Raw genomic sequence first — 26916 nt, forward strand, 5'->3', positions numbered from 1 at the left:
CTTTAATGCGGGCTTTGCGGCCCGCACCCACTTCCCGCCCCCTGTTTACCGCAGAATTGCCCTTCCGGCATCAATTTTGCTTCTGTTTTCCTGAAACATTTAATCAGGAGAAGTGAGATGACATCCAGCCGTTACCGTTACACCATATTTTCACTGCTGTTCCTGATCGCCCTGATCAACTACATCGATCGCGGCGCCCTGTCGTTTGCAGCCAACGCCATTGCGGCGGAATACCACTTCAGCAAAGTCCAGCTCGGCGCGGTGCTGGGCTATTTTGGCTTTGGCTATCTGTTTGGTTCGCTGTGCGGCGGCTTTCTGGCCGACCGTATCGGCACGAAAAAGGTCTGGCTGCTGGCCGGCGTGCTCTGGTCGCTGCTGGAGATTGCCACCGCCTGGGCCGGTGAACTGGGCATGGCACTGTTTGGCGGCTCTGCCATTATGGGTTTTGCTGCCCTGCGCATCCTGTTTGGCTTCTCTGAAGGCCCGGCCTATGCGCTGATGAACAAGGCGATTGCGCACTGGGCACCCGATAACGAGCGCGGCTTTGCGCTGGGCATTGGCCTGCTCTCAACGCAGGTTGGCGCGCTGCTGACGGCTCCGATTGCGGTGGGCCTGCTGCTGCTGACCCATGACTGGCGCATGATGTTTATCCTGCTGGGGGTGTTCTCCCTGCTGGCGATGGCGCTGTTTGCGCGCACCTTCAGCGACAGCCCGGATAAAAGCCCTCATACCAATGCCGCAGAACGCGCGTTGATCCAGAGCGGTCAGCGCCGCAGCGCGGGCGACAGCGTGCCACTGCCCTGGTGGCGTTTCTTCACCAGCCGCACGCTGGTCTGCAACGCTTTAGGCTACTTCTCCTTCCTCTACATCACCTTTACTTTGGTGACCTGGATGCCGAAGTATCTGCAGGATAATTTCCATTACGATCTGCATTCGCTGTGGTACGTGGCGATGATCCCGTGGAGCGGTGCCTGCATCACGGTGCTGCTGGGTGGCCGCATTGCCGACGCCCTGCTGGCCCGCTTCAATAATCTGCGGCTGGCGCGCAATCTGTTTGCCGCGGTCACGCTGTGCGGCACCGCCTGCTGCTTTATGGCGATCCCGTTTGTGCAGTCGGCCGCCGGCATTATTGCGCTGATGACCCTGGGCAATGCGCTGAATGCGCTGGTGAATAATGTCTACTGGTCGGTGGTGATTGATGTCACCCCGAAAGCGTCGGTCGGCACCTACAGCGGTATGACGCTGGCGATTGCCAATCTGGCAGCGATTATCTCTCCGATGCTCTGCGGCTGGCTGGCGGAATATTACGGTTATAACGCGATGTTTACCGTCACCGCCGTGATCGCCTTCGGCAGCATGCTGGCGATGACGCTGCTGCAGCCGGAGAAGCCGCTGGTGTCCGAAACGCAGACCGGTGCGGCGGATGTTTCAGCTGCCTGATCTGACGCAAGCCGATGGCCTGATTCATCGGTCATCTGACACGCGGGTGATCACACCCGCACAGACTCAAGCCCCTGAGTGACAGTTGCTCAGGGGCTTTATCTTGTTACTCCGCAGGATAAACTGACTTTTCCGGTGTGCCACGGCGATCCCAGCGGCTGGCGATAAGCCATAACAGTGCCGTCGCAAACCAGCCGACAATCCACGAAACATCATTACCGGCAAAAATCCAGGTCAGCGATCCATGGTGCAGCGGATTATCGATAAACGGCAGTTGCACCAGCACGCCCAGACAATAGACGCTAATCCCGGCGAGGTTCCAGCGTCCATAGCGTCCATCCGGCTGCGACAGAGCGGGGACATCAACCCTGCCTTTGGTGATGAGATAAAAATCGGTCAGGCTGATTGCGCTCCAGGGCACAAAGAAAGCCAGCAGAAAAAGCAGGAAGTGGGTGAAGGATTTCAGGAAGGCCGGTTCACTGAGCAGCGCAATGACGCAGGCCAGCGCCACCATCAGCACCACAAACAGAATGCGCGCTCCCCGGCTCAGCGTAGTTTGCTGCCGGAAGCCAGAGACAATGGTCGTCAGTGACATAAAACTGCCGTAGGCATTCAGCGTGGTAAACGTAATTTTCCCAAAGCAAATCGCGAAATAAATCACCATGGCCATGGTCGCCGTGCTGCCCATACTCACGATGTAACCCACCTCATTCCCTGCAAACGCACTTCCGGCAATCGCCGCGACAATGACCCCCAGCGTCATTGACGCCTGGGTGCCCAGTACGGTGCCAAAAAAGACCGAGCTGAACAGTTTCTTCGCGGAGACATCCGCTGGCAGGTAGCGCGAATAGTCAGAGACATAAGGACAGAAGGCAATCTGCCAGGAGGAAGAAAGGGAGACCGCCAGCAGGAAATTTGCCGGGGTAAAATGCTGGTTCTGCCACACGGCGGATAAGTCATGCGTAGAGAACAGCGTAATAAACAGATAAGCAAAGGCTAAAACGCCCACAACGCTTGCCACCTTCCCCAGCTGATGAATCACGCGATAGCCCAGTACCGCGATGATCACGATAAGGGTACTGAACAGGATCATCCCGGCTGAATTGCTGACATGGATAAGTTTAGCCAGCGCCTGCCCCGCTAAGACTGTCCCGCTGGCTGAAAACCCCACATACATCATGCACACCAGCACCAGAGGAATGACGGCACCAAACACGCCAAACTGCATCCGGCTGGTGATCATCTGCGGTAAACCCAGGCGCGGGCCCTGGATAGCATGCAAAGACATGATCGCTGCGCCCAGAATCTGTCCCACCAGCAGGCCGATCAGCGACCATACGACGTCACCCCCCAGCACCACGGCCAGCGCACCTGTGACAATGGCCGTGATTTGCAGGTTGCCACCAAACCAGAGCGTGAACTGGCTGAAGGGATGACCATGACGTTCACGCAACGGGATGTAATCAATGGAACGGGTTTCTGACAGACGCGGTTTATCAGCGCCTGAATAATCTGATACAGATGATTTGACCGACATAGATTCCTCGCTGGAACAGTGAGAGACGCCTTAACTGAAAAGGTAATGTGCCCGGTTTATGGTTGAAGATACATGTCTATACAATTAGCGAGAATGTCATGCGCCTCGGGAAGTTACAAGGCGACCTGTCATTGGAAAATGTGATGATATCGACAGGCTGACAACGCTGATCGGGAAGTGTGTGCGATGTCAGGCCTGCCAGGTGCAGCGTGTACCGGGGAGGCAATCACCCGATGGTTACCCCTTTGCAACCACCCGCTGACGGTGACAGTCGGCGGAGTCCAGTTTCTTCCCCTGCGAAGAGTAGACCTCCAGACGCGGCAGCGGCTTGCCTTCCGCATTATCCAGCAGCACCGAGTGGGTCTCGCCCTCTTCAAACAGATAGCGCTCGCCCCACTGGCGCATCGCCACCACCACCGGAAACAGCGAGCGGCCTCTTTCGGTCAGGACATATTCGCTGTAGGCGCTGCCATCAGAGGCGGGCGCAATCTCAAACACGCCAATCTCCACCAGCTGCTTCAGGCGCGACGCCAGGATATTTTTCGCCAGCCCTAAGTTACGCTGGAAGTCACTGAATCTGCGGACGTCATCAAAGGCTTCACGCACGATCATCATGCACCAGCGTTCCCCTATCGATTCCAGGGTTCTGGCAACCGGACACTCGCTGGTTCTCAGGGATTCCTGCTTAGCCATGTTTTCTCTCACTCTGCCTGTCTGATGAAACCAGCTTAGCCATCCTGAAAAGAAGTTGCAAAAAAAAACCAGCCCGGTTAATGATATTGCCAGTCCAGTTGCAAATAAAAACCAGAAGGCGCGAAAATGACCATGACGACATGCAAGACCCGTGAAGCCGATCCACCCGCAGACGCGACACCCATGCTTTCTCCCCGGATGATCCTGTTGTTCTCACTCACTTCTGCGCTTGCTGTCGCCAATGTTTACTCGGCACAACCGTTACTGGAATCGATAGCCGCCAGTCTGCAGGTTTCTCGCGCCAGCATCGGCGCGGTGGTCACAGCTACCCAGACCGGCTACGCCCTCGGGTTGATCTTTCTGGTGCCGCTGGGCGACTGCATCAACCGCAAAAAACTGGTGCTCACCCAGCTGCTGCTGTCCGTGCTGGCATTAACCGCTGCGGCTTTTGCGCCGGATCTGATGACGCTGCTCTGTGCGATGCTGCTGGTAGGTTTAATGGCCGTGGTCACGCAGCTGATGGTGGCCTGGGCCGCCATGCTGGCGTCGCCTGCACAGCGCGGACAGGTGGTCGGCAGCGTGACCAGCGGCATCGTGATCGGCATCCTGCTGGCGCGCTTTGTTTCCGGGATGATTTCCGATCTGGCGGGCTGGCGCGCGGTCTATCTGATAGCCGCCTGCCTGTTACTGCTTATCTCACTGGTGCTGGTGAAAGTGCTGCCCGCCACAACTGGTCAGGCGCAGCGCCCCGCTTATCCTCAGCTGTTACTGTCGGTGCTCCGGTTGTTCCGCACGGAACCGCTGTTGCGCAGGCGAGGCATCCTGGCGCTGCTGATTTTTGCCGCTTTCAGTATGCTCTGGTCTTCGATGGTGCTGCCGCTGACGGATCTGTCGCTGTCACACACCGGGATTGGAATGTTCGGACTGGCGGGCCTGGCCGGCGCACTGGCGGCATCCAGAGCGGGCGCATGGGCTGACCAGGGACGGGGGCAGCGTGCCACCGGCTTCGCCCTGGCGTTGCTGACCTTTTCCTGGCTGCCGATCGCCGCGCTGAAGAGCTCGCTCCTGCTGCTGATAATCGGAGTGATCCTGCTCGACTTCGCTATTCAGACGGTACATGTGATTAACCAGAGCCTGATCGTGGCGGCCCGCCCCGAAGCGGCCAGTCGTCTGGTCGGCGCCTATATGTGCTTTTACTCGCTGGGCAGTGCGCTGGGCGCGATTGCCGCCACCCAGCTTTATGCTCACTGGGGATGGCAGGCCGTCTGTTATGCCGGTGCCGCAGTCAGCGCCTCCGCTTTTCTCTGCTGGTATGGAGCACGTCACGCATGAAACTCTCTCATCTGCTGCTCGCCGTGCTGATCACCGCCATCTGGGGCGTTAATTTTTCCGTTATCAAACTCGGGTTGCACGCGGTCGATCCGTTTATCCTGGCAGGCATCCGCTTTACGCTCTGCGCCCTGCCAGCCCTGTTCTTTATTAAAAAACCGGACGTGCCGTGGCGCGACCTGATCGGCTATGGCCTGGTCTTCGGGATTGGTTTATGGGGTCTGGTGAATCTGGGGATTAAAACCGGGCTGTCGGCGGGCATCGCCTCGCTGCTGTTGCAGTTCAGCGCCTTTTTCACCCTGCTGCTGGGTAGTTGGGTATTTAAAGAGCGCCTCAGCCGTTATCAGATCGCCGGATGTTTGCTCGCCTGCGCCGGTCTGCTGAGCATTTTTTTCATTACCGATGGTTCGGTGACGCTCTCCGGGATGCTGCTGGTGCTGGCGGGGGCGATAGCCTGGAGTATTGCCAACATCATCAATAAAAAAGCGGGCACGCGGCAGGTTTTTGCGTTTCTGGTCTGGTCGAGTGCCTTCGCCCCCATCCCGCTCTTCCTGCTGGACGGGCTGGTGAATGGCAGCGCGGGTTATCACGCGCTGTTCACCCAGCTGGATGTGAAGGCGGTGTTGTCGATACTGTTTCAGGTCTACCCCAACACCCTGCTCGGCTACTGGGTGTGGAACTGGCTATTGAAACAGTATCCGGTCTCCACCGTCGCGCCACTGTCGCTGCTGGTGCCGGTGTTCGGCATCCTGGGGTCGGTGGCGATATTCGGCGAAACGGTTTCAGCGCAGAAGATCGTTGCGCTGCTGCTGATCATCGCCGGCCTGGCGGTGGGACTCTATGGTCAGCGGGTCGTACACTTTATCAGCGTGCGATTCGCCTGACGTCGAGAGGGCTATTCACCGTGCCGCTGGCAGAACGCTTCGATGTCGCCGTGCTGAAAGTCGGGCAGATTCGCCATCAGTTTCTCCAGCGGCCAGTTCCACCAGGCAATGCGCTGCAGACGGGCGGCAATCGCGGGCGTAAACCGCACCCGCAGTGGCCGGGCCGGCACACCACCGACCACGCTGTAGGGGGCGACGTTTTTCGTTACCACTGCGCCGGCAGCCAGCACCGCACCATCACCAATGGTGACGCCGGGCAGCACAATCACACCATGGCCGATCCAGACATCATTCCCGATCACCACCCGGTCGGCGCGACGGTCAGCAAAGAAGCCCTGATCGCGGCGGGCGGCGGGATGGTAGTACTCCGGGCAGTAGGTAAAGCGATGCTGGGAGGCGCGGTCCATGGGATGATTCGGCGCGCCGATACGCACCTGATTGGCAATGGCGCAGAATCGCCCTATCTGAGTGTCGGCCAGGCAACAGTGCTCGCCGACATAGGAGAAGTCACCCAGCTCGCTATATTCCAGCGAACTGTGCGCCAGGATCTCACACTGCAGACCTACGGTGGTGTCCCGCATCTTCACCGTGTCATCAATCCAGGTGTGCGCTAAACGGGCAGGCATAACGGCGGCAATGGACATATTACTCCCGGTCTGGATAAGCAGCGCCCCGGCGGCCTGCTTTCGCCGCACCACCTTACCCGCGCCTGATGACAGAGAATTGACACAGAAAAAAGGCGGAGTGGTTAGCTCCGCCTTGTTTCAAGTTCCGGTTAACCTGCGTGACCGGTCAGTTGCATAAGGGCAACGATGATCTGCAAGATGACCCGGATAAGATCCAGAATCAGCTTAGTCAGTTCCATCACTTTCCTTCTCCTTTTACAGGAGCGCGCTGTTCGGCAACCAGGGCTTTGACTCTACCCGCTGGGCGCCTAAGCACATCTTTGTGGAGAGGGCTGAGCGGCACTCATGGTTAAAGCCACAGGCCAGCACCACCTGATGCCTGCCGGGATTTTAAAACCGTGCCCCTGGGAGCGGCCAGTCGACAATGAGGCGATGCTCAACACCCAACACCTGTATAAACATACAGCATTTTGGCGAAACTTGAAATCCTTAGCCGCACATTTTACAATCTTGTTTGTGGAGAGTGCTGAGCACCTCGTTCGCAGCGCGGTTACCAGCCGGGTCGCGAACAAAAAATAAAGGATTTGGCGAGATGCCAAATCCTTTTTTTATGCCTGCTGCCTGCTCAAAAAAGCAGCGCAGAACCTACTTCGCGGCGCTGACACGCCAGACAGTATTCCCTGCATCATCCGCAATCAGCACACCGCCCTGTTTGTCGCTGGCCAGACCCACCGGCAAACCACGCACCTGCTTTTCGTCCTCCGTCAGGAAGCCCGAGACCACCGTCTGCGGCTGACCGACCGGCTTGCCGTTTTCGAATTTCACCCACACCACTTTGTAGCCATTGAGCGGCGTCCGGTTCCAGCTGCCATGTTCGCTGATAAACGCGCCGCCACGGTATTGCGGCATGTTATCGGCGCCGTAGAACAGCAGGCCCAGCGGCGCGACATGCGAGCTCAGGGCATAATCCGGCTTGATCGCCTTCTCAACCAGGTCGGGACGCTGCGGTTCGGCACGGGTATCAACATGCTGGCCATAGTAGCTGTAGGGCCAGCCGTAGAAGCCTTTATCCTGCACCGAGGTCATGTAATCAGGCACCAGATCGGAGCCGATTTCATCACGCTCGTTGACGATAGCCCACAGTTTGCCGCTCTGCGGTTCCCACTGTAAGCCGGTCGGGTTGCGCAGTCCGCTGGCATAAATACGGCTGGCACCGCTGGCCGCATCCACTTCCAGCACTGCCGCCCGACGATACTCCGCGCCAATGCCGTTCTCGGTGACGTTACTGTTAGAGCCGACACCCACATAGAGCTTGCTGCCATCCGGGCTGGCTACCAGCGATTTCGTCCAGTGGTGGTTAATCGGCCCGCCCGGCAGTTCCGTCACCTCTTCAGGCGCGGTGCGGATCTCCGTCTCGCCTTCGCGATACGGGAACTTCACCAGGCTGTCGGCATTCGCCACGTAGAGCGTATTACCAATCAGCTGCATGCCAAACGGCGAGTGCAGATTCTCTATAAAGCGGTGCTGCTCCCATTTGCCATTGACGTTGCGCAGCAGCGTGATGCGGTTGCCGCCGTCACCGCCCTTGCCAGACGCTTTCTGCACAATGCCCATAATCAGCTGTTTTGGCCGGGTGGTGGGCTTCGGTGGCCCGTTGGATTCCGCCACCAGCACATCGTTATTCGGCAGGACGTAAACCTGACGCGGATGCTGCAGATTCTCAGCAATCTTTTCAATCTTCAGTCCGTCAGCCACTTTTGGCATTTCACCGGCTTTCCAGGGGGTGCCTTCCGGCACCTGCATCGGCGGCATAAAGAAGTTCTGCGCCTGCGGCAGTTCGGGATTCGGTCCGATCTGCTTTTGCGGATCGACCAGCGCACCATCATCACAGCCTGCCAGCAATGCGGTCAGGGACAGCGCGAGCAGCGTTTTATGCGGTATGTTCATGATGGCTCCTCCTTAAGCGCTACGCTGACGTAACGCAAGTTGCACATTCGCCAGCAGCAGCAGCGCTACCACCAGCGTCGAAAGCGTCACGCCCAGCGGGATCACGGCGGCGGCATCACGGCTGTGAATAAACGCATTGACGATAGCGATCACAATCGCCACCAGCCAGAGCCAGAAATGGCCCTTCTCCGCACTGTCGCTACCGCGAAACAGATAAACCAGCGCGATGAGTCGCGGCACAATCGCCAGTATCAGTCCCAGCGCAATCAGCCAGCTGGCGGCATCCGTCCAGAACTGCACAAAGGTCTGCATGTAGAGGATGTCGAACAGCCAGGCCGCCACAAAAAAGCCCAGCGGTACGGGCTCCAGCAAGGCGTACAGCGTCACGGCAAAGGCCGATCTTCCCAGGGTATTGCGCATGTTTCTCTCCATTTTTAACGTGAATGCGGATTGGGTCAGACGTCGCGCTGCTCAGAGCAACCGACCCCGCGCCTGTAAAAGATTAGTAAATCTGAAGAGAAACAGAGGGTTTATTCGGAAGGAATTGCAGATCAGGCGGATGACGTCCCTGTCATCGCCGGTCAGTCAGGGCTTATCAGCGGGTAACGTCACCCAGTATCCTGGCTGGTAAGGCAGCGGCAGGAACTTCTCGTGGAACGTGCGGAAAGTGGCATCCGGATCCAGATCGGCAAAGAGATCGGGATGCAGCCATTTCGCCAGCGCCTGGATAGCCACAAACTGATACGGGCTGTCGTAGAACTGATGCCAGATGGCGTGAACGTTACCGTTGTGCGCGACCGGCAGGGTTTTAAAGGCATCACGCATCATTAGCGCTTTGAGACGTGCCGTGGCTTCGGTGACATTGGCACCCGGACCGACGCCGACCCATTTGCCCACGGTATTGTAGTTCTTCCAGTTCGCGCCGGTCACCACTACCACATCGGGCTGGCTGGCGATGATCTGCTCCGGGTTAAGGGTGCCGAAGGTGCCGGGGATCAGATCTTTCGCGATGTTACGACCGCCCGCGATCTCCACCATCTGACCAAAGTTCTCATTGCCGAACGACATACAACACTCGTCGCTGTAGCCGCCTGCGCGGTCAATCATCACTTTCGGGCGGTAGCCGGTAAAGTTCTTCAGACGCGAGGTCACAAGGTCAATCTGCTGCTGGCGGAAGGTGATGATCTCCTGAGCACGTTCCGGCTTGTTCACCAGTTCGCCCATGATGCGGATACTTTTCTCCGCGTTCACCATCGGCGCTTCACGGAAATCGATAAACACCACCGGCACGCCGACCGCGTGCAGTTTTTCAATCAGCTTGCCTTCATCGGTGGCCGCTTTGGATTCCAGATTCATCAGCACCAGATCGGGCTTCAGCGTTAACGCCTGTTCGATGTTAAAAGTGCCATCTTTCGCGCCGCCAAACGTCGGTAATTTTTTGATCTCCGGATAGCGTTTCTCATAAGCCTGATAACCATCCCAGTCCGCCTTATGCAGGTCATCGCGCCAGCCAATCACCCGTTTGAACGGGGCATCGGTATCAAACGCCGCCAGCAGATAGATCTGACGGCCCTCACCCAGGATGATGCGTTTTGCTTCCTGCGGCACCTCAACCTGACGGCCTGCAACATCGGTAATCATTTTGGCCGAAGCCGTCCCTGCCAGCGTTAGCAGCCCCAGCGCTAAAAACCATTTTTTCATTGTAAAAGCCCGCACAAATGATAATGAGAATTATTAATGTAAAGCGGCGTTACTATCACCTAAAAGTGCGGTCAGGGGAAGTCCCGGGTAAGGGTTTTTTGCGGCGGAGATTAAAAGGCAGACTGCGTCGCCACCCCTCTCCGGCGCGGGCGCAGCAGAGCTGAACAGTAGCGGACGAGGAGAGACAATAAAAAAGGCCGGTCAGACCGGCCCTGTCAAATCGGAAGACTTAGTGAGTCAGCTGACGCACAAAGGCAACGATCTCCTGGTTTTTGCCCTGTTCAAACAGGCACTGCTGGAAACGCGGGCCACTCACGGCGGTGCGTACCAGTTCAGGATCGATAGCGCGCAGGGTATCGAGGTAGTTCTCTTTGATCACCGCTGCCTTCACCTGATTCAGCAGACCGGCATTGCGCACCTGCGGTTCTTTACGTTCTGGCGGATAACCATTGCCCTTCTCGCCGGTGAACGCTTTTTCAAAGATAAAGCGCAGGTTGAGTTCAGCGCCCCAGCCAAACCCTTTGGCGAATGGCAGGGATAAGGCATTGCCGTTGTTGATCTGCGCGAACAGGTAAGCATCGGCCGGATCGATACAGTAACCGCAGACTACGCCCGGATGGATGTTCAGCGACATCAGCGCGCCCTGCCCGGTGCCGCAGCCCGCGACCACGAAATCCACCGCCTGGCTGTTGAGCAGCACGCTGGCCTGGATGCCGAGGTGAATGTAGGTCAGATGGTGATCCTGCTCATCGCTCATGCCAACGTTGAAGACCTGATGGCCCAGCGGCTGCGCGACGCCTTCCAGTTCTTTCAGCACGGTAACGTTTTTTGCGGCCTGGCTGTTTTCCATCATTAACGCGATTTTCATGATCTACCCTCACAAAATAAATGAAACACCGTTTCATTTTAGAGAAAAACCACTAAAGTGCATGGACTAATTCACCCTGGTGCTGTGAGAGACATCACAAAATGGCCACTGCAGCGCCCGCTACCGCGTGAGGATTACGATGTTTATCTACCATAAAGAGCGACCATCCGAAGATCTGGGTAACGGTGTTACCCGCCGCGTGCTGGCACATGGCGGCACGATGATGGCGGTTGAAGTGAGTTTCGAAAAAGGGGCTGTTGGCCCGCTGCATCATCATCCTCATGAGCAACTGACCTATGTGCTGAGCGGACGCTTTGCCTTCACCATCGATGGTGAGACGCGGGACGTGGGCGCCGGGGATACACTCTACAAAGCGCCAGAGGTGGTTCATGGCTGTGTCTGTCTTGAGGCAGGCGTGCTGCTTGATACCTTTACGCCACAGCGGGAAGATTTTCTGACTGCTAAATCCTGATCATAAAAAGTGCAGGCGACTCAGCGGGCCGCCGGTTTAACTGCCGCACCGCTGAGATCTTTTCCCTTCCCATGAATTTGACTTTAAACCCGTACAATTTTCCTGAAATCCCTGTACCGGCTAACTGGATGATTAGCCAGTGTTTCCTCCGGAGCCGCGCTACGCTTAGCCTCACCTAAAAAATCAATCAGGTCCATTTCTGTACAAAACCCGGATCGTTGTATAAGTTTAATAGCAACACCAGTGCGTTTTTTAACCCGAACAAGGATAATAATATGCCAATGCAAAACACCCTCACCTTGCCGCTGAACCACAACGTTCCGGTTAAAAATGAGTTCCGTTCATCCTTTGCGGCGTCTGAGCAGGATAAACTCAATTTTCTGATCGAAGAGTTAATGGAAGCGGGTAAGGAAAAAAGCTGCATGGAACTGCTGCGTCATCTGGCCTCTGCGGACAGTGCAGAAGAAGAAGCCTGCTGCCGTGAACTGCTGACCTTACTCATGGCCCAAAAATGAAGCCTCTGCCCGGCTGTTCAGCGCAGATTCACGTCCTCCTTTTTGCCTCGCTGATATCGTAGAACCGCCTGACCGCATCTCCCGTTCAGGCGCGTCAACTCGTCCGTAGGGTCTCCAGCAACAGCCACCTGTTTTGATCAGTGCATGACTCCCCACCGCCGCGAACGCGATGATGCGCATAACCATTAGTCTTAACTTCTTCCCGACCTCACGCCTGTGATTGCTTCTCTCTCACCTCTTTTGTTAGCCTGAATTGTTCCCGACTCATTATCAGGCCCCTCAGGAGTGACATAACCATGACCTCTTCCCATGCCATGCTGCATTTGCTGTGTGGAAAAATTGCTTCCGGGAAATCCACACTGGCCGCAGATCTGGGTGCTGCGCCCGGCTGCGTAGTGATCAGCGAAGATCAGTGGCTGGCCGCGCTCTATCAGGACGAGATGCAGTCGGTGGCCGATTACGTGCGCGTGGCGGCAAAACTCAGAAAGGCGATGACGCCCCATCTGGTGGCGTTGCTAAACGCAGGCGTGTCGGTGGTGCTCGATTTTCCGGCCAACACACGGGCGAATCGTGACTGGATGCGCTCGGTGATTCAGGCATCCTCTGCCGGCCATCAACTGCATTATCTGGACGTGACCGACGCGCTGTGTAAATCGCGGCTGCACGCCCGTAATCAGGGCGGCGAACACGCCTTTGCCGCCACGGATGAGCAGTTCGCGCTGATCACCCGCTATTTTGAACCGCCGCAGGAGGAGGAAGGCTTTAACCTGGTACGTCACGGTTAAGCCTTCTGACATGTTAAGCGAGTTCGAGTGCCGCGAGCACGTCAGCAATCTGCTGGCCATCTGCATCAGATAGCGGCAACAGCGGATGCGGTAGGCAGTCGCGCTCGGTCAGCCCCAGAAGACCCGCCGCCGCACTGATCACCCGGAAACTGCCGCCATGCTGGCGGAACAGCGCCCACAACGGCTGCAGCCGATCGGACTGCGCCCTGACGCTTGCATGATCGCCTGCGGCTGCCGCGTCGGTCATCGCTTTTGCGACGCGCGGAAACAGCCCGCCGCACACCGAATACCAGCTATCACAGCCCGCAATCAACGCATTAGCGGCAGAGGCATCCCCGCTGATGCCAATCGACACGGAAGCAGGCAGCGCACCGCGCAGCTGAGCCAGGCGATCGTTCGCCGCAGATTGCTCCGCCGGTGCACCCGGAATTTTCACTGAGCCGACACCGGGCAGTGCGGCGATCCGGCCCAGCAGCGCATCGGAAAAGGTAAAATGGGTGGTGCCCGGATTGTCATAGATGCAGATCGGCACCGAGGCGTGGCGCGTTACGGTCTCAAACAGCGTAAACACCTCATCTTCTTTCAACGCCTGATAACCCAGCGGCGGCAGCAGTAACGCGGCGGCGCCCGCCTGCTGCGCATCCTCCGCCAGCGTCAGCACCTCATCGGTACTCACCGCGCCGATGCAGATCATCACCGGAATCGAATCTGCCTGTTCAACTGCCAGTCCGGCAATGCGCCTGCGCTGTGAACGGGTCAGGTAGGCGTAGCTGCCGGTAGAGCCCAGCACGCCCAGGGAATCGACTTTTGCCTCAGTCAGCCTGCGCAGCAGCCGCAGAAAAGCCGCTTCATCGGGCTTACCATGAGCAAAGGGGGTAAGGGGAAAGGCACTGAGTCCGCTGAACATATCGTCTGCTCCTACGTAAACGTGAACGGGCTGGATATAGCCCATACAGCCATATTTCGTTACCGGCCGAAGCATCGGTTCGCCCCGCCCGCTATTCTGGCGCTATCAACCCTTTTACTTTCAAACCAGGGATAATAGCGATGATTGCCGTACTGTTTGAAGCCGAGGCCCGCCCGGAACACCAGATGCGTTACCTGCAACTGGCTGCCGACCTTAAACCGCTGCTGATGCAAAACAGCGGATTTATCTCTCTTGAGCGTTTCCAGAGCCTGACCGATGAGAAAAAAATCCTCTCGCTCTCCTGGTGGCGCGATGAAGAGTCGGTGCTGGCCTGGAAGCGCAACCTGTGCCACCAGGCCGCGCAAAAGGAAGGCCGTGAAACCCTTTTTGCCGGGTATCGACTGCGCATCGTCTCGCTGGTCAGAGAATATGCCTCACAACAGGGAATAAATTAACATGTTCGATATTCATGTGATCCTGCAAAATAGTCCAGGCACCCTTTCCCGACTTACCACATTGCTGGGCCGTCATGGCATCGGACTGGAAGGCGGCGGCCTGTTCTCTTCTGGTGAGCAGAGCCACGCCCATTTTCTGGTTGCCGAAGGCGAACGGGCGCGAGCAGTTCTGGAAGCGGAAGGGATCGCCGTTGAGGCACTCAACATTCCGTTGATTCGCAGGCTACCGCAGCAGCGTCCCGGCGAGCTGGGGGAGATTACGGCCCGCCTGGCCGATGCCGGGATCAACATTCTGGTGCAATACAGCGATCACGCTAACCAGCTGATCCTGATCACCGATAACAATCAATCAGCCGCCGGGCTGACCACTGAATGGATACCGTAATCTGATGACAGGGCCGCAACCGCAACACGTACCAGACGACAGTGATGCGCTTGAGCACGCGATTGTGGGCGTCGCCGCCGCATTGGCCGATTCGTCACGGGTCAGGATGCTGTCAGCGCTGATGGATGGACGCGCCTGGACCGCCACGGAGCTCTGTGCTGTAACCGACGTGGCGCCCTCCACCGCCAGCGCGCATTTGAACCGGTTGATTAACAGCGGTCTGATCGTCTGTGTGGCGCAGGGGCGTCATCGCTATTACCGGCTGACCGGCAGTGATATCGCGGCGCTGATTGAAAACATGATGGGCGTATCGTGGCGACGGATCGCCGCGCCGGAGAGCAGCACGCCGACAGCGCTTCGCACCGCCCGCACCTGCTACGACCATCTGGCAGGTGAAGTCGCAGTGCAGATCTACGCTGTTATGGCGCAACAGGCGTGGATCACGCCGGAGGGTAGCGCGGTCACCCTTTACGGACGGCAGCAGTTTGCGGCGTTGCGGATTGATCTCTCGCAGCCTGGTCGCCGCAAGGCGTGCTGCGGCTGTCTCGACTGGAGTGAGCGCCGCTTCCATCTCGGCGGCTACGCGGGAGCAGCGCTGCTGACCGCCTTTGATGCACAGGGCTGGCTCACCCGCCAGCCCGGCTATCGTGAGGTCGCATTTACCGAAGCGGGTGTCCGGCATTTACGTGAGGTTTTCGATATTACCCTTCGCTGACACAGCACGTCTGCGTTCCTGACCCTTTGCCGCCCCCGCTCTGCACGGGTGGCCTAAAACCGGCCGGGATCCCGCTGTCAGCTCGTAACACGCGTATGAATTCTGTCACATTTCCGCAAACTCGTCTCAGACCCGATAACACGCGGCAAAAAAACGCAACACCCAGTAATCGATTGAATCAAAACGCTTTTAAATGGTAACGCGCGGCAATCATGCGGAGAGCACATCAATTCATGCCCTTTTTGCACTTATTTCGCGCCGGGCGCTGATCCACTCTTCAGTAACAGGCGCGGCAAAAAGCGTCAAACCTTACTGGAGTTACTGATGCAGACGACCTCACCCATGACTCACCGCGCCAGGATCGGCGCAATATTCCGTGTGACCTCGGGCAATTTCCTCGAACAGTTTGATTTCTTCCTGTTCGGTTTTTATGCCACCTATATTGCCCATACCTTCTTCCCGGCCAGCAGTGAGTTTGCCTCACTGATGATGACCTTTGCCGTGTTTGGCGCAGGGTTCCTGATGCGCCCAATCGGTGCCGTGGTGCTGGGCGCGTACATCGATAAGGTTGGCCGTCGTAAGGGGCTGATCGTTACGCTCTCTATCATGGCGGCGGGCACCTTTATGATCGTGCTGATCCCCTCCTATCAGAGCATTGGCCTGTGGGCTCCAATGCTGGTGCTGATTGGCCGACTGCTGCAGGGCTTCTCCGCCGGTGCGGAACTGGGCGGTGTGTCGGTCTATCTGGCAGAAATTGCTACGCCGGGCCGCAAGGGCTTCTACACCAGCTGGCAGTCGGGTTCTCAGCAGGTCGCCATTATGGTCGCGGCGGCGATGGGCTTTATCCTCAACGCCGTACTGGAAGAGAGTGCCATCCGTGAATGGGGCTGGCGTATTCCGTTCCTGTTTGGCTGCCTGATTGTGCCGTTTATCTTCGTGCTGCGTCGTAAGCTGGAAGAGACACAGGAATTCAACAATCGTCGCAGCCATCCTGATGTGAAACAGGTGTTCCGCATCCTGCTCAATAACTGGCAGGTCGTGATTGCCGGGATGCTGATGGTGGCGATGACCACCACGGCGTTTTACCTGATCACCGTTTATGCGCCGACCTTTGGCAAGAAAGTCCTGCTGCTGAGCGCCTCTGACAGCCTGCTGGTGACGCTGCTGGTGGCGGTTTCGAACTTTATCTGGCTGCCGATTGGCGGCGCCATCTCCGACCGCTTTGGCCGTAAGCCGGTGCTGGTCGCTATGACCCTGCTGGCAATCGTCACCACCTATCCGGCGCTGAGCATGCTGGCGGCCGCTCCGGGCTTCTCAATGATGCTGGGCGTGCTGCTGTGGCTGTCGATGATTTACGGTCTTTATAACGGCGCGATGATCCCGGCGCTGACCGAAATCATGCCTGCGGAAGTGCGTGTGGCGGGCTTCTCACTGGCCTACAGCCTGGCAACTGCGCTGTTCGGTGGCTTTACCCCGGTGATGTCAACCGGCCTGATTGAGATGACCGGCGATAAAGCCTCGCCAGGCTACTGGATGAGTTTTGCGGCTGTATGTGCCCTGGGCGCCACGCTTTATCTCTATCGCCGTACCCGCAGTGCCGTGTCGCCTGCCCATGAAACTGTTAGCTGAGGAATGAAGATGAAACTGAAAAAGATGTCGCTGTACGCTGCCCTGCTGTTCAGCGTGGCAGGCAGCGCCACGGCGCAGGCAAAAGAACTGACGGTAATGATCTCCGGCGGGTTTAAAGCGGCATGGGATACGCTGTCGCCGCAGTTTGCAAAACAGGAAGGCATCACCATCAACACCGTTGCCGGCCCGTCCATGGGCAAGACGCCCCAGGCGATTCCGGCCCGACTGGCGCGCGGTGAACCGGCCGATGTGGTGATTATGGTCGGTGACGCGTTAAGCGATCTGCAAAAAAAGGGCGAGACGCTGCCGGGTTCGCGGGTTGAACTGGCGGACTCCCGCATCGGCGCTGTTATTAAAAAAGGGGCCACGCCGGTTAAAATCGGCAGCGAAAGCGAGCTGCGTGCCGCCCTGCTGAACGCCCCTTCCATCGCCTACTCCGACAGCGCCAGCGGCAAATATGTCAGCAGCCAGCTGTTCAGCCGACTGGGCATTGAGGACCAGGTGAAGGCGAAGGCGGTGAAAGTTGAACGCATCCCGGTGGCTTCAGAAGTCGCGGCCGGTAAGTACGCTATCGGCTTTCAGCAGGTCAGTGAGCTGCTGCCGGTGTCCGGCGTAACGTTTATTGGCGAACTTCCGGACAAGCTGCAATACACCACCCGCTTTGCCGGTGCCGTGGTGCGCAAATCCGCGCAGCCGGACGAGGCAGCGAAGCTGCTGCACTGGCTCGCCTCGCCAGCGGCGCAGCAGGCGGTGCACGCCAGCGGACTGCACACCGTGCAGGCGTCAAAGCCGGTTAAAGCTGCTGATACTGTTCAATAATCAGGTTCTCCAGTTCGCCGGCAATGTGCGACAGCACCCGGCCATCTTTCCGCAACAGACCCACGGTGCGTTTTACCTCCGGGTCGGTTAACGGCACTGCCATCAGCATGGCGTGATCGTATTCGGGCATCGACATGGCGGGGACGGCAGCAATGCCCAGCCCCGCCTCAACCATCCCAAGCATCGTGGTCACGTGCCGCGTTTCACAGATACAGGGCTTCTCCGGCATAACTGCCTGCAACGCCAGATCGAGCAGGTTGCGATTGCCGGAGGTTTTATCCAGCCCGACCCACTCATACTGATAAAACGCCTGCCAGCTCAGACTCTTTTTGCCTGCTATGGGATGATCACGCCGACAGGCGGCGACGTACGGATCATCCATCAGCGGCTGAAAATGCACATCCGGCTGCGAGCGGCTGGAAAAACTGATGCCGAAGTCGGCCTGACCGCCAATCACCGCGTCATAAACATTGGCCGCACTGCTGTCGATCAGCTTGACCCGCACTTTTGGATAGCGCGCCTGAAACAGTCGGATGATATTCGGCATAAAGTAGTAGGCGGCTGACGGCACGCAGGCCACGGTGATCAGCCCGGTACGCGCTAAGCTCACCTCACTCAGGTCGGCCATCACCTCTTCAAAATCGGCCAGCAGCTTTTCCGAGCGCTGAGCAAACGCGTGTCCTTTCAGCGTCAGCGTGACGCGACGCGTGGTGCGCTCAAACAGTTTGATTCCCAGCGTGGTTTCCAGCTTGTCGATGCGGCGGCTCAGCGCCGACTGTGAGAGGCAGATCGATTCCGCCGCCAGACGAAAATTGCCAAACTCCACCAGCGCGCGAAACGCGTAGAGATCGTTGAGATCGAAATTAACTGGCATACATTCCTCTTCCCTTAAATCGCATCATGCTTGTCATCATTTTCGTCGCCTTCCGTCAGCGTGAAATCGGTAACAAATCTGCTGAGCAGTTGCTCCAGCGTTTCGCGATCGCTGTCCGGCCATTGCCGGAAAACGCGCTGATAGACCTGCACGCGCTGCGCATCGATTTTATCGGTCATCGCCCGGCCATCTGCGGTAATGGCTGCCTCGTTAATCCTTTTGTCCTGACGATTTTTCTGCCGCACGACCAGCCCCGTTTCCTCCAGTTTCGCCACCTGACGGCTGACCGTGCTGTAGTCACGCCCCACCCGATCGGCCAGTTCGCCTACGCCGATCGGCCCGAACCGGCTGACCTGAACCAGCAGCGGAAACAGCGCCCGATCCAGTTCAATACCCGCCGCTTTGATCATCGCCATATCGCGCTGGGGCCGGTTAAGTGCGCCTGCAATCGTCAGCAGACAATTATGCAACGCATCGTATTTATGTGTATTTTGCACACTTTTCATTGACGCCATCCAGAGGCAGGAATAATGTGTGTACTTTACACCTATTAACCCCCGGACAGAAGGTGGATCAACAATGAAAGCAGCGATAATCGATCAGGCAGGCGCAAAACCTCATTACGGTGACAGGCCGGAACCTCAGGCCGGTGAGCATCAGCAGCGGATCACAGTCAGAGCCGCAGCACTCAGCCAGCTGGCAAAAGCCCGTGCGGCGGGCAGCCACTACAGCGCCGTTGCGCAATTCCCGTTTACTCCAGGCATTGACGGAACGGGTTACCTCGACAACGGTGAGGCAGTCTATTTTCTGGCTTTTGACGCCGCCTCGGGCAGTATGGCCGAGCGCACGGTAGTCAGTAGTGAACACATCATCCCCCTGCCTTCTGGCCTTGATCCGGTGCTGGCTGCTGCTCTCGCGAATCCGGGCATGTCCTCCTGGGCTGCACTGACCCGTCGGGCCGCACTTCGGCCCGGCGAGACCGTACTGATCAATGGCGCGACCGGCACTTCGGGTCGCCTGGCGATCCGCATTGCCCGCGCGCTGGGTGCAGGCAAAATCATTGCGACCGGTCGTAGCAGAGAAACGCTGCAGCAGCTGCATAATGAGGGTGCTGATATCACTCTGACGCTGGATGCTCTGCCCGCCGAACTTCCCGCCCTGATGGCAGAGGGCGTTGATGTCGTACTGGACTATTTGTGGGGTGAGAGCGCACTGGCGATCATGACTGCGGCGGTTCGGGGTGGTGACAAAGTCGTGCGCTTTGTGCAGATTGGTTCGCTGAGCGGGCAGGAGATTTCCCTGCACAGCAAGCTGCTGCGTTCATCCGGGCTAACGCTGATGGGTAGCGGGCTGGGGAGTGTGCCAGACCGTGAGCTGATCGCCGCTATAGGGGAAATGCTGCAGGCAGCCGGGCCGAACGGTTTTACCATTCCCTTCCGGGCGCGGCCATTAAGTGATATTGCGGAGGAATGGCAGAGCGACGACAGCCGTTGCCGGACGGTATTTACCCTTCCGTGACCGACGGCTCAACCTCATGCAGAAATCGACCCGGATAATCAGGTTGGATGGCGTGCTGGCTGCTGTAGCGGCCAAACAGCTTATAGCGGTTTAATGCGATGCGGTCATAGGCAAAATTACTGATCGCGTCGGGGAAGTGGCGCAGCACTGCCAGCCCGCGCCACGGGGCCGGCAGGTGCTGCATCACGCGGAACACCGCCTGCGCCCGCAGCCAGTGCTGATGACCATCAATGTAGACAATGGTACTGGTGTTCTCTTCCGGCATACCAGCCCAGCGCAGCAGCGCTTTGCCCTGCTCGCTCTGCACCGAGGCAAAACGGACCTGCCGCGCCAGATGGTGACGCAGCAGAAACTGAACCCAGCCGTTACACAGCTTACAGACGCCGTCATAGAGCACGGCGCTTTCACCGGTTTGCAGATACGGGGGCAACGACATCCTGCAACTCCTCACTCCTCTGATGATGAGCTGAAGTGTAGCGGGTTCTGGTCAGTTGCTGTTGCAGCCAGTGGATAACGGCAGCGTGATCCTGCGTACAGGCATCCACTTCATACACCGGTCCCAGCGCCATCGGCCTGGCCTGTTGCGCCAGCTGGCGCAGCTCCGGCAGATACTCAGCGCCCGGATGGCCCGGCAGCCGCTGCGACAGGCGCGCCTGATAGCGCGCCACCGCCACCTCCGGCTCTATCTTCAGCCACAGCTCCAGCGCTTCTTCGATGCCCGCCTGTTTCAGCCCCTGCTCCAGTAGCGTGCGCGGCTGGAAGCCAAACCAGGCGTCGATCAGCCAGATCTGACTGGCGGGCGCTTGCCCGACGATATTCCAGATCGCTTGGTAAGCCGCGCAGCCCAGTTGCCGGTTACGCTGGCGATCGATCGGCGCAAAAGCGTGCATAAACGGCTCTTTCAGGCTGTCGAGCGTCAGCACCGGCCAGCCAAAGTGTTGTGACAGCGCGTGCGTCAGGGTGCTTTTACCCGATGCCGGAATGCCGTTAACCAGCACCACGCGTTTGGGGGGTGAGTTTTGCGTCATAAGATATCGATGACCTCCGCGACACTGCTGGCCTGACGTAACCGGACCAGCGTCTCCTCATCCTCCAGCAGCGACACAATCGCGCGGATCCCCTCTTCGATATGGGCGTTGCTGTCACGTGCGCCAAACATAATCACGATGTCTGCCTTATCGCTGCCCTCAAATGAGATTGGCTCATTCAGCAGGATCATACTGAAACAGTCGCGGATTACCCCCGCTTCCGGTCGCGCATGAGGAATGGCGATACCCTCCTCAAACACATAATAAGCGCCATGAGCCAGGGTGTTGGCGATCACCGCATCCGGATAGGAGGCCGCGAGATAGCCGCCGCTGACCAGCGGTTCGGCCGCCAGCGCGATAACCTGACGCCAGTCCGTGGCGTCGATGCCTATCTGAATGGCGTTGGCCTCCTGCAATAACTGCTTAATCGTCATCAGCTCTCCTTAAATCGACTGGCGAACCACATTGCGTAATTCATCGATTTTGACAAACAGCGCATCAATTTCATTGCGGTAGCGACGGCTTTTTGCAAATAAACTTAATGCCCGGTTATATTCCAGCATTAATTGTTTTTGCGTTTCGCCATCACGCGGATTAATAGCCAGCTGCTGCTCCAGTTGCGTTATTTTCTCGCGACTTAATTCCGCCAGATGATCCTGTTGCTGCTCGCTGGGTTGTTCCACAGCCGGAGACTTTTTTAAGAATCCAAACATAGGCTCTCCTGCCCCATAGGATGTCGGGGTAGCTCAGATTAATTGTGATGATAAAAACGTTTAACGCAATAACCCGGTGATGGCGACGCGGGCGATTAACGGAATAACTGCATCTTCTCCACCAGCACATTTGTCACCGCATCATTGGCTGGTACCAGGAAATTACGCACGCTGTCATTCACCTTGCCTTTTTCGAAGGTCGATTTGCACTGTGCCACCCACTGAACATTCATTTCGGTGCCGACATTCACTTTCTCAATCCCGCTGCTGACTGCCAGCCGCATATCTTCATCGCTGACGCCCGTGCCACCGTGCAGCACCAGTGGCGTGTGCGTTGCCGCCGTAATATCCGCCAGACGCTGATGCTGAATATGCGCTTTACCGGTGTAGAGCCCATGCACGGTGCCGATAGAGATCGCCAGCATATCGACGCCGGTCTCTTCGACGAAGCGGCGCGCATCTTCCACCGGTGTAAAAGCGATGGCCTCCATCTCCACACATTTCCCATCTTCCGAGCCACCAATTGCGCCCAGCTCCGCTTCTACCGAAACATTATGTGGCCGCGCCATATCAATCACCCGCCGGGTATTGGCAATATTCTCTTCAATCGACAGATGTGACCCGTCATACATCACGGAACTGAATCCGGCATCAATCGCTGTCTGAATCGCGGCTAAATCGGAACAGTGATCGAGATGCAGACAGGTCGGCACATTCATACTTTCCGACAGCGATTTAATCGCATCAACCAGCAGCTTATGGCCGAGATATTTCGCCGTGCCGGTCGAGATCTGAATCATTAACGGACTGTTGGTTTTCTCTGCCGCTTTAAAATAGGCAGGCAGCATTTCCAGGCAGTGAAGATTAAAAGAACCCACCGCTTTAAAGTCACGCTGTTTAGCCAGCTTTAACAGGTCGGCGAAGTTATAAAGTTTCATGGATTTTTTCCTCTTGAGGTTTGGTGGATTTGCCGTTAACAAACCAGGCAAGCGCGGTAACAAAAGCAATAAACAGGGCGACGAACAGCCAGTTATTCTGGAAGGCGTGGCCGAGCACCAGGCCGGTACTGATCACGTCGGAGTCACTGAAGGTCACGCCGGTGAAGCCGTAGCTTTCCAGCATCGGCACCAGGATGGCGGGCAGAATGGTGATAAAGAGTCCGTGGACAAAGCCGCCGATCATTGCGCCGCGCCGTCCGCCCATGGCATTACCAAATACTCCGGCGGTGCCACCGGCGAAGAAGTTGGTCAGCAGGCCAGGCAGGATCATCGCCAGACCAAACATCGGGAAGACCAGCATGCCGACGATGGAACCCAGCGTGGTGGCGAGGAAGCCGACGATCACCGCGTTCGGGGCGTAGGGAAACATCACCGGGCAGTCCAGCGCCGGTTTAGCATCCGGTACGACGCGCATGGCGATACCGCGGAAGGCAGGCACCAGCTCGTTCAGCAGCAGACGGACGCCGCTGTAGAGCACAAAGACCCCGGCTACGAACTGAATCGACTGCATAAAGGCGTACATCAGGTAGTTCATGCCGTTACTGTACTGGGCGATGAACGCCGGACCGGCCGCCACGGCGGGGATCAGGTACATCGGCACCATCACCAGCGCCATCGACAGATAGGTATCCTGCAGAAACTTAAAGTTATCGGGCAGCTTCAGATCTTCGGTGGAGCGCGATCCTTTGCCAACCACTTTGGCAACTGCCGCCGTGACCAGATAACCGATGGTGCAGAAGTGACCCAGCGCCACGTCGTCGGAGTCGGTGATCCGCCGCACCACCGGCTGCGCCAGCGCAGGCATCACGACGGCCATGATCCCGCCAAAGATACCGCCGGTCAGAATCAGCGGCAGGCCGGTCAACCCCGCTTTGTAGCCGATAACGGCACCAATCGTTGCCATCCACAACAGGGCCTGGCCGGTCAGGAAGATGTATTTAAACGGTGTCAGTCGCGCGATGATGATATTGACGATAAAGATCACCAGCAGCGTCAGCGCCACTTCCGAGCCCAGCTCACGGTTGGCCAGACCGGCAATCGCGGCAACATCGGTGATATAGCCGCGCATACCAAAGCCGTGGGTAAATATGGTATTGAGGAACGTCAGGGTTCCCACAATAATATTGATACCCGCCATCATAATTAAAAAGCCGAGCAGGGTTTTAAAGGTGCCTTCCACCACCTTGCCCGCCGATTTTTTTTGCAGCAGCAGACCAATCAGGGCAATAAAGGCGATCAGAATGGATGCCTGCCCCAGCAGATCTTTTACCAGGAAGTCGATCACACTATTCATGGGCGGCGACCTTCTCGTTGCGTTCTTTTAAAAAGGCCAGGATCTTCTGCTCTATTTCGACTTTATCGGTGAGCCGGTTAAGAATAATGACCCGTTTAATCTGTTCCGGACTGGCGTCGGCGTTTAATACATCGGCGAAGGCTTTTTGCGTCAGGATCATATCTGACTTAAAGGCATTCGCTTCTGAAATGGTGGTGTGATCGATATCGGCCTCAATCTCCAGCTTTTTTAATACCGCTTTTGCGCTCATCTCAATCGCAAAACTGGAGCCTAATCCACAACCACAGACACATAATATTTTCAGCATGGTTTTTTCCTCACACTATATTGAGTTGTTTAGCGAGTTTGTAATGGTGCCCGTCAATATCGACCAGGCGTTTTTGCATGCTTATTAGATCAATCGGGATCGGTTTATTGCTGCCATTAATAATGACCGCTTTATTCCGCATGCCTGACTGAATACAACGCACCACTTCACTGGCCATAATGGTGCCCTGATAAATTTCTTCACAGGTGGGGTCACCATTGCGCAGCCCGTAACCGAGAATGGTTTTACGAACGCGCACGCCAATAAGCGGCTCGAGCTGTTTGATTAAGGTGTCAATCGCCCCCTGAAAACCGGGCGAATATTCGCGGGTGTAGCCTTCTGAACAGAGGATGACCACGCTGTTCTGCTCTGCCAGTCGCTGGGTGATGCGCTGCGCCAGTTGTGGCAGCGGGATCTGGCATTCCGGAATTAACGCGATATCCGCATTAGATTTAATTGCGGACTGCAGCGTTAATTCGCCGCAATAGCCGCCGAGCAGCTCCAGCATAAACACCCGGCCGGGTAAGGCGCGGCCGGTATTGCGCAGTTTCGCGACCTCTTTCAATACCTGCTCACAGGCGGTAGAAAATCCCAGCGTGTAATCACTGCCGAAGACATCATTATCGATGGTCATGCCGACGCCGAAACAATTAACGCCCGACTCCGACAGGATGTGGAGAAATTGCAGCGATCCGTCACCGCCCGCCATGATTAATACGTCGATGCGGGCGCTTTTCAGCTGGCGCGCAATTAACTCATATTCACTGCGCACCAGTTTCTTTTGCGTGCGTCCCGACTGCATCACCGGAATCGGGGCGATGGCAAAGTCGAGCAGATCGCGCTGGCTGATATCACGGTGGTTATTTGCCAGCAGGCCGGGAATGCCGCCGTCAAATATCACCATCTCAGCCTGGGCCAGACGCCCTATCTGGAAGACAAAATTATTAATGCCGGTGACATCTCCACCACTGATCACCATTGCAATGCGCATTTCCCTCACCTCGCTGGCTTCATCTGCTGAGGGCCATTCTTCCGGTTCGCGGGGTTGCTATTTGCAGAGGAGATCACAGTTACGCGCGGTATTTTTCGGGCAGGCATGTTGACAGCGGCAGTTTAAAGCCTTTATTTGTGACCTTAGTCACGCTATTCCAACTTATTACTTCACGGACGAATCAATAAAAATCATCAGGTTAGATTGCAGAACGGGATTTTGATTTGGCTGACAGAATAACGGGGGATCGCGCGTGAAACCGGCATTGCGAATTTGTGACTTTCGCCTCATTTTTCGCGATTCTGACGCAAAGTGGCGGAGATTCAGATGTGGAAATAAATGCCGGGGGCTGATGTTAAGCTGATTTATTCCCTCTGTTGCGAACAAGTAGCAACCTTCTGTATAACTTTAAAAAGCAGATAAATGCAGCAGAACGATGATGAATTCATAGGCGAATTTCTCATATTTTTTACAGGTGAGAACATTATCTGTGTCTGATGCTGTGATCCCACAAGACAAAGCAGGCGTTGACACTCACCAAAGCCCGGTTTGTCATGCACACCTACAATAAGGATTCGACGCATGGAAATAGCTATCCGCACCCCTCTCATCCATTCCCTGCCATTAAGTCAGCACAGCGGAAGTCATGTCTGGCTGAAAATGGAATCAGCTCAGCCGACCGGATCGTTCAAGCTCAGAAGCGCGGGCCATATCTGTCGCCACTATGCTGAAAAAGGCGCAAAGGCGTTTATTTGCTCCTCCGGCGGTAACGCGGGGATTGCCGTGGCGCACAGCGGGCGCAGAATGGGGTTGCCGGTCACGGTGGTCGTTCCTGAAACGACCTCAGCACGTGCCAGACAGCTTATCGAACAGGAAAAAGCAAAACTGATCGTCCATGGCAAGATCTGGAGTGAGGCGAACGAATATGCCTTATCACTGGCGTCGCAGGAACATATCTACATTCACCCTTTTGACGATCCGCTGCTGTGGGACGGCATCAGCTCACTGGTGGATGAAGTCATCAATGATGGCCTGCGCCCGGATGCGGTGATCCTTTCCGTGGGCGGAGGCAGTCTGCTTTCCGGCATTGTACAGGGGCTGGAAAAACATCAGCTCAGCCACATCCCGATTTATGCCGTCGAAACTGAAGGGACGGCGTCGCTTAATGCTGCGCTAAAGGCCGGAGAGCGGATTTCTCTGGACAGGGTCAGCGGTATCGCTACCACGCTAGCGGCCAGCCAGGTCTGTGAAAATGCCTTTAATGTGGCACGCCGATCAGATGTCAGGGGAATGATAGTGACTGATGATGAAGCGGTGAATGCCTGCCGACGGTTTCTGGATGATCATCGCGTTCTGACCGAGCCAGCGTGTGGCGTGTCATTGTCGATGCTGTATGACAGGAAAATTCGCTTTAAGCCGGAGGACAACGTGCTGGTTATCGTCTGTGGCGGGGCGTCCGTCACTCTGGAGAGTCTGCAGAGCTGAC

Annotated in this window: 31 protein-coding genes; 13 read left to right on the forward strand and 18 right to left on the reverse strand. The window is 56.8% G+C overall.

Annotated elements, in window-relative coordinates; all coding sequences use genetic code 11:
• The first annotated feature begins 117 nt into the window (after positions 1-117).
• Positions 118-1440, forward strand: a complete 1323-nt coding sequence (locus PU624_RS13460) for an MFS transporter (RefSeq protein WP_283545393.1) — start codon at positions 118-120, stop codon at positions 1438-1440.
• A 106-nt stretch (positions 1441-1546) separates the two neighbouring features.
• Here the strand turns inward: PU624_RS13460 and PU624_RS13465 are convergent, their stop codons facing one another.
• Both PU624_RS13465 and PU624_RS13470 read right to left on the reverse strand, forming a co-directional pair.
• Positions 1547-2977, reverse strand: coding sequence for a purine-cytosine permease family protein (locus tag PU624_RS13465; RefSeq protein ID WP_283545394.1), 1431 nt, complete (start codon positions 2975-2977; stop codon positions 1547-1549).
• 237 nt (positions 2978-3214) lie between these two features.
• Positions 3215-3670, reverse strand: coding sequence for a winged helix-turn-helix transcriptional regulator (locus PU624_RS13470; protein WP_283545395.1), 456 nt, complete (start codon positions 3668-3670; stop codon positions 3215-3217).
• Positions 3671-3796: 126 nt separating this feature from the next.
• Here PU624_RS13470 and PU624_RS13475 point away from each other — a divergent pair, with 126 nt between their 5' ends.
• Both PU624_RS13475 and PU624_RS13480 read left to right on the forward strand, forming a co-directional pair.
• Positions 3797-5002 carry an MFS transporter gene (locus PU624_RS13475; protein WP_283545396.1) on the forward strand — a complete coding sequence of 402 codons (1206 nt, stop codon included), beginning with the start codon at positions 3797-3799 and terminating at the stop codon, positions 5000-5002.
• On the forward strand, positions 4999-5883 hold the full coding sequence (locus tag PU624_RS13480) for an EamA family transporter (protein ID WP_283545397.1): 885 nt from the start codon (positions 4999-5001) through the stop codon (positions 5881-5883). Before PU624_RS13475 ends, PU624_RS13480 begins: the two co-directional genes overlap by 4 nt.
• Positions 5884-5894: 11 nt before the next feature.
• Here PU624_RS13480 and PU624_RS13485 read toward each other — a convergent pair whose 3' ends face one another.
• The 5 genes from PU624_RS13485 to PU624_RS13505 form a co-directional block, all read right to left on the reverse strand.
• The gene (locus tag PU624_RS13485) at positions 5895-6527 is read right to left on the reverse strand and encodes a DapH/DapD/GlmU-related protein (protein ID WP_283545398.1); all 633 of its coding nucleotides are present in this window, start codon (positions 6525-6527) and stop codon (positions 5895-5897) included.
• 627 nt (positions 6528-7154) lie between these two features.
• Complete coding sequence (locus tag PU624_RS13490; RefSeq protein WP_283545399.1) at positions 7155-8456, reverse strand: PQQ-dependent sugar dehydrogenase; 1302 nt, start codon at positions 8454-8456, stop codon at positions 7155-7157.
• Between the two features lie 12 nt (positions 8457-8468).
• Positions 8469-8876: a DUF2231 domain-containing protein gene (locus PU624_RS13495; protein WP_283545400.1), complete on the reverse strand. Its 408-nt coding sequence runs from the start codon at positions 8874-8876 to the stop codon at positions 8469-8471.
• A gap of 165 nt (positions 8877-9041) precedes the next feature.
• Positions 9042-10157 carry an ABC transporter substrate-binding protein gene (locus PU624_RS13500; RefSeq protein ID WP_283545401.1) on the reverse strand — a complete coding sequence of 372 codons (1116 nt, stop codon included), beginning with the start codon at positions 10155-10157 and terminating at the stop codon, positions 9042-9044.
• Between the two features lie 229 nt (positions 10158-10386).
• A complete protein-coding gene (locus tag PU624_RS13505; protein ID WP_283545402.1) occupies positions 10387-11025 on the reverse strand; it encodes an RpiB/LacA/LacB family sugar-phosphate isomerase in 639 nt (212 codons plus the stop codon).
• Between the two features lie 139 nt (positions 11026-11164).
• On the opposite strand from PU624_RS13505, the gene PU624_RS13510 reads away from it, so the two are divergent.
• From PU624_RS13510 to PU624_RS13520, 3 genes are all read left to right on the forward strand, one after another.
• The gene (locus PU624_RS13510) at positions 11165-11497 is read left to right on the forward strand and encodes a cupin domain-containing protein (protein WP_283545403.1); all 333 of its coding nucleotides are present in this window, start codon (positions 11165-11167) and stop codon (positions 11495-11497) included.
• 275 nt (positions 11498-11772) lie between these two features.
• The gene (locus tag PU624_RS13515; RefSeq protein ID WP_283545404.1) at positions 11773-12012 is read left to right on the forward strand and encodes a hypothetical protein; all 240 of its coding nucleotides are present in this window, start codon (positions 11773-11775) and stop codon (positions 12010-12012) included.
• 290 nt (positions 12013-12302) lie between these two features.
• A complete protein-coding gene (locus PU624_RS13520) occupies positions 12303-12797 on the forward strand; it encodes a P-loop nucleotide/nucleoside kinase family protein (RefSeq protein WP_283547983.1) in 495 nt (164 codons plus the stop codon).
• A 13-nt stretch (positions 12798-12810) separates the two neighbouring features.
• Here PU624_RS13520 and PU624_RS13525 read toward each other — a convergent pair whose 3' ends face one another.
• On the reverse strand, positions 12811-13704 hold the full coding sequence (locus PU624_RS13525; RefSeq protein ID WP_283545405.1) for a dihydrodipicolinate synthase family protein: 894 nt from the start codon (positions 13702-13704) through the stop codon (positions 12811-12813).
• Positions 13705-13844: 140 nt separating this feature from the next.
• Here PU624_RS13525 and PU624_RS13530 point away from each other — a divergent pair, with 140 nt between their 5' ends.
• From PU624_RS13530 to PU624_RS13550, 5 genes are all read left to right on the forward strand, one after another.
• A complete protein-coding gene (locus PU624_RS13530; protein WP_283545406.1) occupies positions 13845-14159 on the forward strand; it encodes an antibiotic biosynthesis monooxygenase family protein in 315 nt (104 codons plus the stop codon).
• A 1-nt stretch (position 14160) separates the two neighbouring features.
• Entirely contained in the window at positions 14161-14544 is a 384-nt protein-coding gene (locus tag PU624_RS13535; RefSeq protein WP_283545407.1) for an amino acid-binding protein, read from the forward strand.
• Between the two features lie 4 nt (positions 14545-14548).
• The gene (locus PU624_RS13540; protein ID WP_283545408.1) at positions 14549-15259 is read left to right on the forward strand and encodes an ArsR/SmtB family transcription factor; all 711 of its coding nucleotides are present in this window, start codon (positions 14549-14551) and stop codon (positions 15257-15259) included.
• Positions 15260-15580: 321 nt separating this feature from the next.
• Positions 15581-16888: an MFS transporter gene (locus tag PU624_RS13545; protein ID WP_283547984.1), complete on the forward strand. Its 1308-nt coding sequence runs from the start codon at positions 15581-15583 to the stop codon at positions 16886-16888.
• A gap of 9 nt (positions 16889-16897) precedes the next feature.
• A complete protein-coding gene (locus tag PU624_RS13550; RefSeq protein ID WP_283545409.1) occupies positions 16898-17707 on the forward strand; it encodes a molybdate ABC transporter substrate-binding protein in 810 nt (269 codons plus the stop codon).
• Here the strand turns inward: PU624_RS13550 and psrA are convergent.
• Both psrA and PU624_RS13560 read right to left on the reverse strand, forming a co-directional pair.
• A complete protein-coding gene (gene psrA, locus PU624_RS13555) occupies positions 17682-18581 on the reverse strand; it encodes an L-proline-binding transcription factor PsrA (protein WP_283545410.1) in 900 nt (299 codons plus the stop codon). The genes PU624_RS13550 and psrA overlap by 26 nt on opposite strands.
• Positions 18582-18595: 14 nt before the next feature.
• A complete protein-coding gene (locus tag PU624_RS13560; RefSeq protein ID WP_283545411.1) occupies positions 18596-19087 on the reverse strand; it encodes a MarR family winged helix-turn-helix transcriptional regulator in 492 nt (163 codons plus the stop codon).
• A 73-nt stretch (positions 19088-19160) separates the two neighbouring features.
• Between PU624_RS13560 and PU624_RS13565 the strand changes: the two genes are divergently transcribed.
• A complete protein-coding gene (locus PU624_RS13565) occupies positions 19161-20099 on the forward strand; it encodes a quinone oxidoreductase family protein (RefSeq protein ID WP_283545412.1) in 939 nt (312 codons plus the stop codon).
• On the opposite strand, the gene PU624_RS13570 is transcribed toward PU624_RS13565, so the two are convergent.
• The 8 genes from PU624_RS13570 to PU624_RS13605 form a co-directional block, all read right to left on the reverse strand.
• Positions 20086-20535: a thiol-disulfide oxidoreductase DCC family protein gene (locus tag PU624_RS13570; protein ID WP_283545413.1), complete on the reverse strand. Its 450-nt coding sequence runs from the start codon at positions 20533-20535 to the stop codon at positions 20086-20088. The genes PU624_RS13565 and PU624_RS13570 overlap by 14 nt on opposite strands.
• Positions 20504-21127, reverse strand: a complete 624-nt coding sequence (locus tag PU624_RS13575) for a P-loop nucleotide/nucleoside kinase family protein (RefSeq protein ID WP_283545414.1) — start codon at positions 21125-21127, stop codon at positions 20504-20506. The genes PU624_RS13570 and PU624_RS13575 overlap by 32 nt, the downstream gene beginning before the upstream one ends.
• A complete protein-coding gene (locus tag PU624_RS13580) occupies positions 21124-21561 on the reverse strand; it encodes a PTS sugar transporter subunit IIA (RefSeq protein WP_090961123.1) in 438 nt (145 codons plus the stop codon). The genes PU624_RS13575 and PU624_RS13580 overlap by 4 nt, the downstream gene beginning before the upstream one ends.
• Before the next feature lie 9 nt (positions 21562-21570).
• Positions 21571-21840 (reverse strand): hypothetical protein, encoded by a 270-nt coding sequence (locus tag PU624_RS13585; RefSeq protein ID WP_010245053.1) that lies wholly within the window; start codon positions 21838-21840, stop codon positions 21571-21573.
• Positions 21841-21935: 95 nt separating this feature from the next.
• Entirely contained in the window at positions 21936-22778 is an 843-nt protein-coding gene (locus PU624_RS13590; RefSeq protein WP_136198029.1) for a class II fructose-bisphosphate aldolase, read from the reverse strand.
• Complete coding sequence (locus PU624_RS13595; RefSeq protein WP_008925155.1) at positions 22765-24132, reverse strand: PTS sugar transporter subunit IIC; 1368 nt, start codon at positions 24130-24132, stop codon at positions 22765-22767. The genes PU624_RS13590 and PU624_RS13595 overlap by 14 nt, the downstream gene beginning before the upstream one ends.
• Positions 24125-24439 (reverse strand): PTS sugar transporter subunit IIB, encoded by a 315-nt coding sequence (locus PU624_RS13600; protein ID WP_003853506.1) that lies wholly within the window; start codon positions 24437-24439, stop codon positions 24125-24127. Before PU624_RS13600 ends, PU624_RS13595 begins: the two co-directional genes overlap by 8 nt.
• 10 nt (positions 24440-24449) lie before the next feature.
• Positions 24450-25430, reverse strand: coding sequence for a 6-phosphofructokinase (locus tag PU624_RS13605; RefSeq protein ID WP_283545415.1), 981 nt, complete (start codon positions 25428-25430; stop codon positions 24450-24452).
• Between the two features lie 582 nt (positions 25431-26012).
• On the opposite strand from PU624_RS13605, the gene PU624_RS13610 reads away from it, so the two are divergent.
• On the forward strand, positions 26013-26915 hold the full coding sequence (locus PU624_RS13610) for a pyridoxal-phosphate dependent enzyme (RefSeq protein WP_283545416.1): 903 nt from the start codon (positions 26013-26015) through the stop codon (positions 26913-26915).
• Position 26916 lies beyond the last annotated feature (1 nt).

Origin of the sequence: Pantoea sp. Lij88, from assembly GCF_030062155.1 — a bacterium.
Lineage (GTDB): Bacteria > Pseudomonadota > Gammaproteobacteria > Enterobacterales > Enterobacteriaceae > Pantoea.

Coding starts and splice junctions, on each gene's coding strand:
- PU624_RS13475 (WP_283545396.1), top strand. CDS start 3,797: ATGACCATGACGACATGCAAGACCCGTGAAGCCGATCCACCCGCAGAC.
- PU624_RS13605 (WP_283545415.1), bottom strand. CDS start 25,430: ATGCGCATTGCAATGGTGATCAGTGGTGGAGATGTCACCGGCATTAAT.
- PU624_RS13530 (WP_283545406.1), top strand. CDS start 13,845: ATGATTGCCGTACTGTTTGAAGCCGAGGCCCGCCCGGAACACCAGATG.
- PU624_RS13465 (WP_283545394.1), bottom strand. CDS start 2,977: ATGTCGGTCAAATCATCTGTATCAGATTATTCAGGCGCTGATAAACCG.
- PU624_RS13485 (WP_283545398.1), bottom strand. CDS start 6,527: ATGTCCATTGCCGCCGTTATGCCTGCCCGTTTAGCGCACACCTGGATT.
- PU624_RS13500 (WP_283545401.1), bottom strand. CDS start 10,157: ATGAAAAAATGGTTTTTAGCGCTGGGGCTGCTAACGCTGGCAGGGACG.
- PU624_RS13600 (WP_003853506.1), bottom strand. CDS start 24,439: ATGCTGAAAATATTATGTGTCTGTGGTTGTGGATTAGGCTCCAGTTTT.
- PU624_RS13470 (WP_283545395.1), bottom strand. CDS start 3,670: ATGGCTAAGCAGGAATCCCTGAGAACCAGCGAGTGTCCGGTTGCCAGA.
- psrA (WP_283545410.1), bottom strand. CDS start 18,581: ATGCCAGTTAATTTCGATCTCAACGATCTCTACGCGTTTCGCGCGCTG.
- PU624_RS13495 (WP_283545400.1), bottom strand. CDS start 8,876: ATGCGCAATACCCTGGGAAGATCGGCCTTTGCCGTGACGCTGTACGCC.
- PU624_RS13585 (WP_010245053.1), bottom strand. CDS start 21,840: ATGTTTGGATTCTTAAAAAAGTCTCCGGCTGTGGAACAACCCAGCGAG.
- PU624_RS13560 (WP_283545411.1), bottom strand. CDS start 19,087: ATGAAAAGTGTGCAAAATACACATAAATACGATGCGTTGCATAATTGT.
- PU624_RS13610 (WP_283545416.1), top strand. CDS start 26,013: ATGGAAATAGCTATCCGCACCCCTCTCATCCATTCCCTGCCATTAAGT.
- PU624_RS13460 (WP_283545393.1), top strand. CDS start 118: ATGACATCCAGCCGTTACCGTTACACCATATTTTCACTGCTGTTCCTG.
- PU624_RS13590 (WP_136198029.1), bottom strand. CDS start 22,778: ATGAAACTTTATAACTTCGCCGACCTGTTAAAGCTGGCTAAACAGCGT.
- PU624_RS13490 (WP_283545399.1), bottom strand. CDS start 8,456: ATGAACATACCGCATAAAACGCTGCTCGCGCTGTCCCTGACCGCATTG.
- PU624_RS13570 (WP_283545413.1), bottom strand. CDS start 20,535: ATGTCGTTGCCCCCGTATCTGCAAACCGGTGAAAGCGCCGTGCTCTAT.
- PU624_RS13535 (WP_283545407.1), top strand. CDS start 14,161: ATGTTCGATATTCATGTGATCCTGCAAAATAGTCCAGGCACCCTTTCC.
- PU624_RS13565 (WP_283545412.1), top strand. CDS start 19,161: ATGAAAGCAGCGATAATCGATCAGGCAGGCGCAAAACCTCATTACGGT.
- PU624_RS13595 (WP_008925155.1), bottom strand. CDS start 24,132: ATGAATAGTGTGATCGACTTCCTGGTAAAAGATCTGCTGGGGCAGGCA.
- PU624_RS13550 (WP_283545409.1), top strand. CDS start 16,898: ATGAAACTGAAAAAGATGTCGCTGTACGCTGCCCTGCTGTTCAGCGTG.
- PU624_RS13480 (WP_283545397.1), top strand. CDS start 4,999: ATGAAACTCTCTCATCTGCTGCTCGCCGTGCTGATCACCGCCATCTGG.
- PU624_RS13505 (WP_283545402.1), bottom strand. CDS start 11,025: ATGAAAATCGCGTTAATGATGGAAAACAGCCAGGCCGCAAAAAACGTT.
- PU624_RS13515 (WP_283545404.1), top strand. CDS start 11,773: ATGCCAATGCAAAACACCCTCACCTTGCCGCTGAACCACAACGTTCCG.
- PU624_RS13510 (WP_283545403.1), top strand. CDS start 11,165: ATGTTTATCTACCATAAAGAGCGACCATCCGAAGATCTGGGTAACGGT.
- PU624_RS13575 (WP_283545414.1), bottom strand. CDS start 21,127: ATGACGCAAAACTCACCCCCCAAACGCGTGGTGCTGGTTAACGGCATT.
- PU624_RS13540 (WP_283545408.1), top strand. CDS start 14,549: ATGACAGGGCCGCAACCGCAACACGTACCAGACGACAGTGATGCGCTT.
- PU624_RS13580 (WP_090961123.1), bottom strand. CDS start 21,561: ATGACGATTAAGCAGTTATTGCAGGAGGCCAACGCCATTCAGATAGGC.
- PU624_RS13525 (WP_283545405.1), bottom strand. CDS start 13,704: ATGTTCAGCGGACTCAGTGCCTTTCCCCTTACCCCCTTTGCTCATGGT.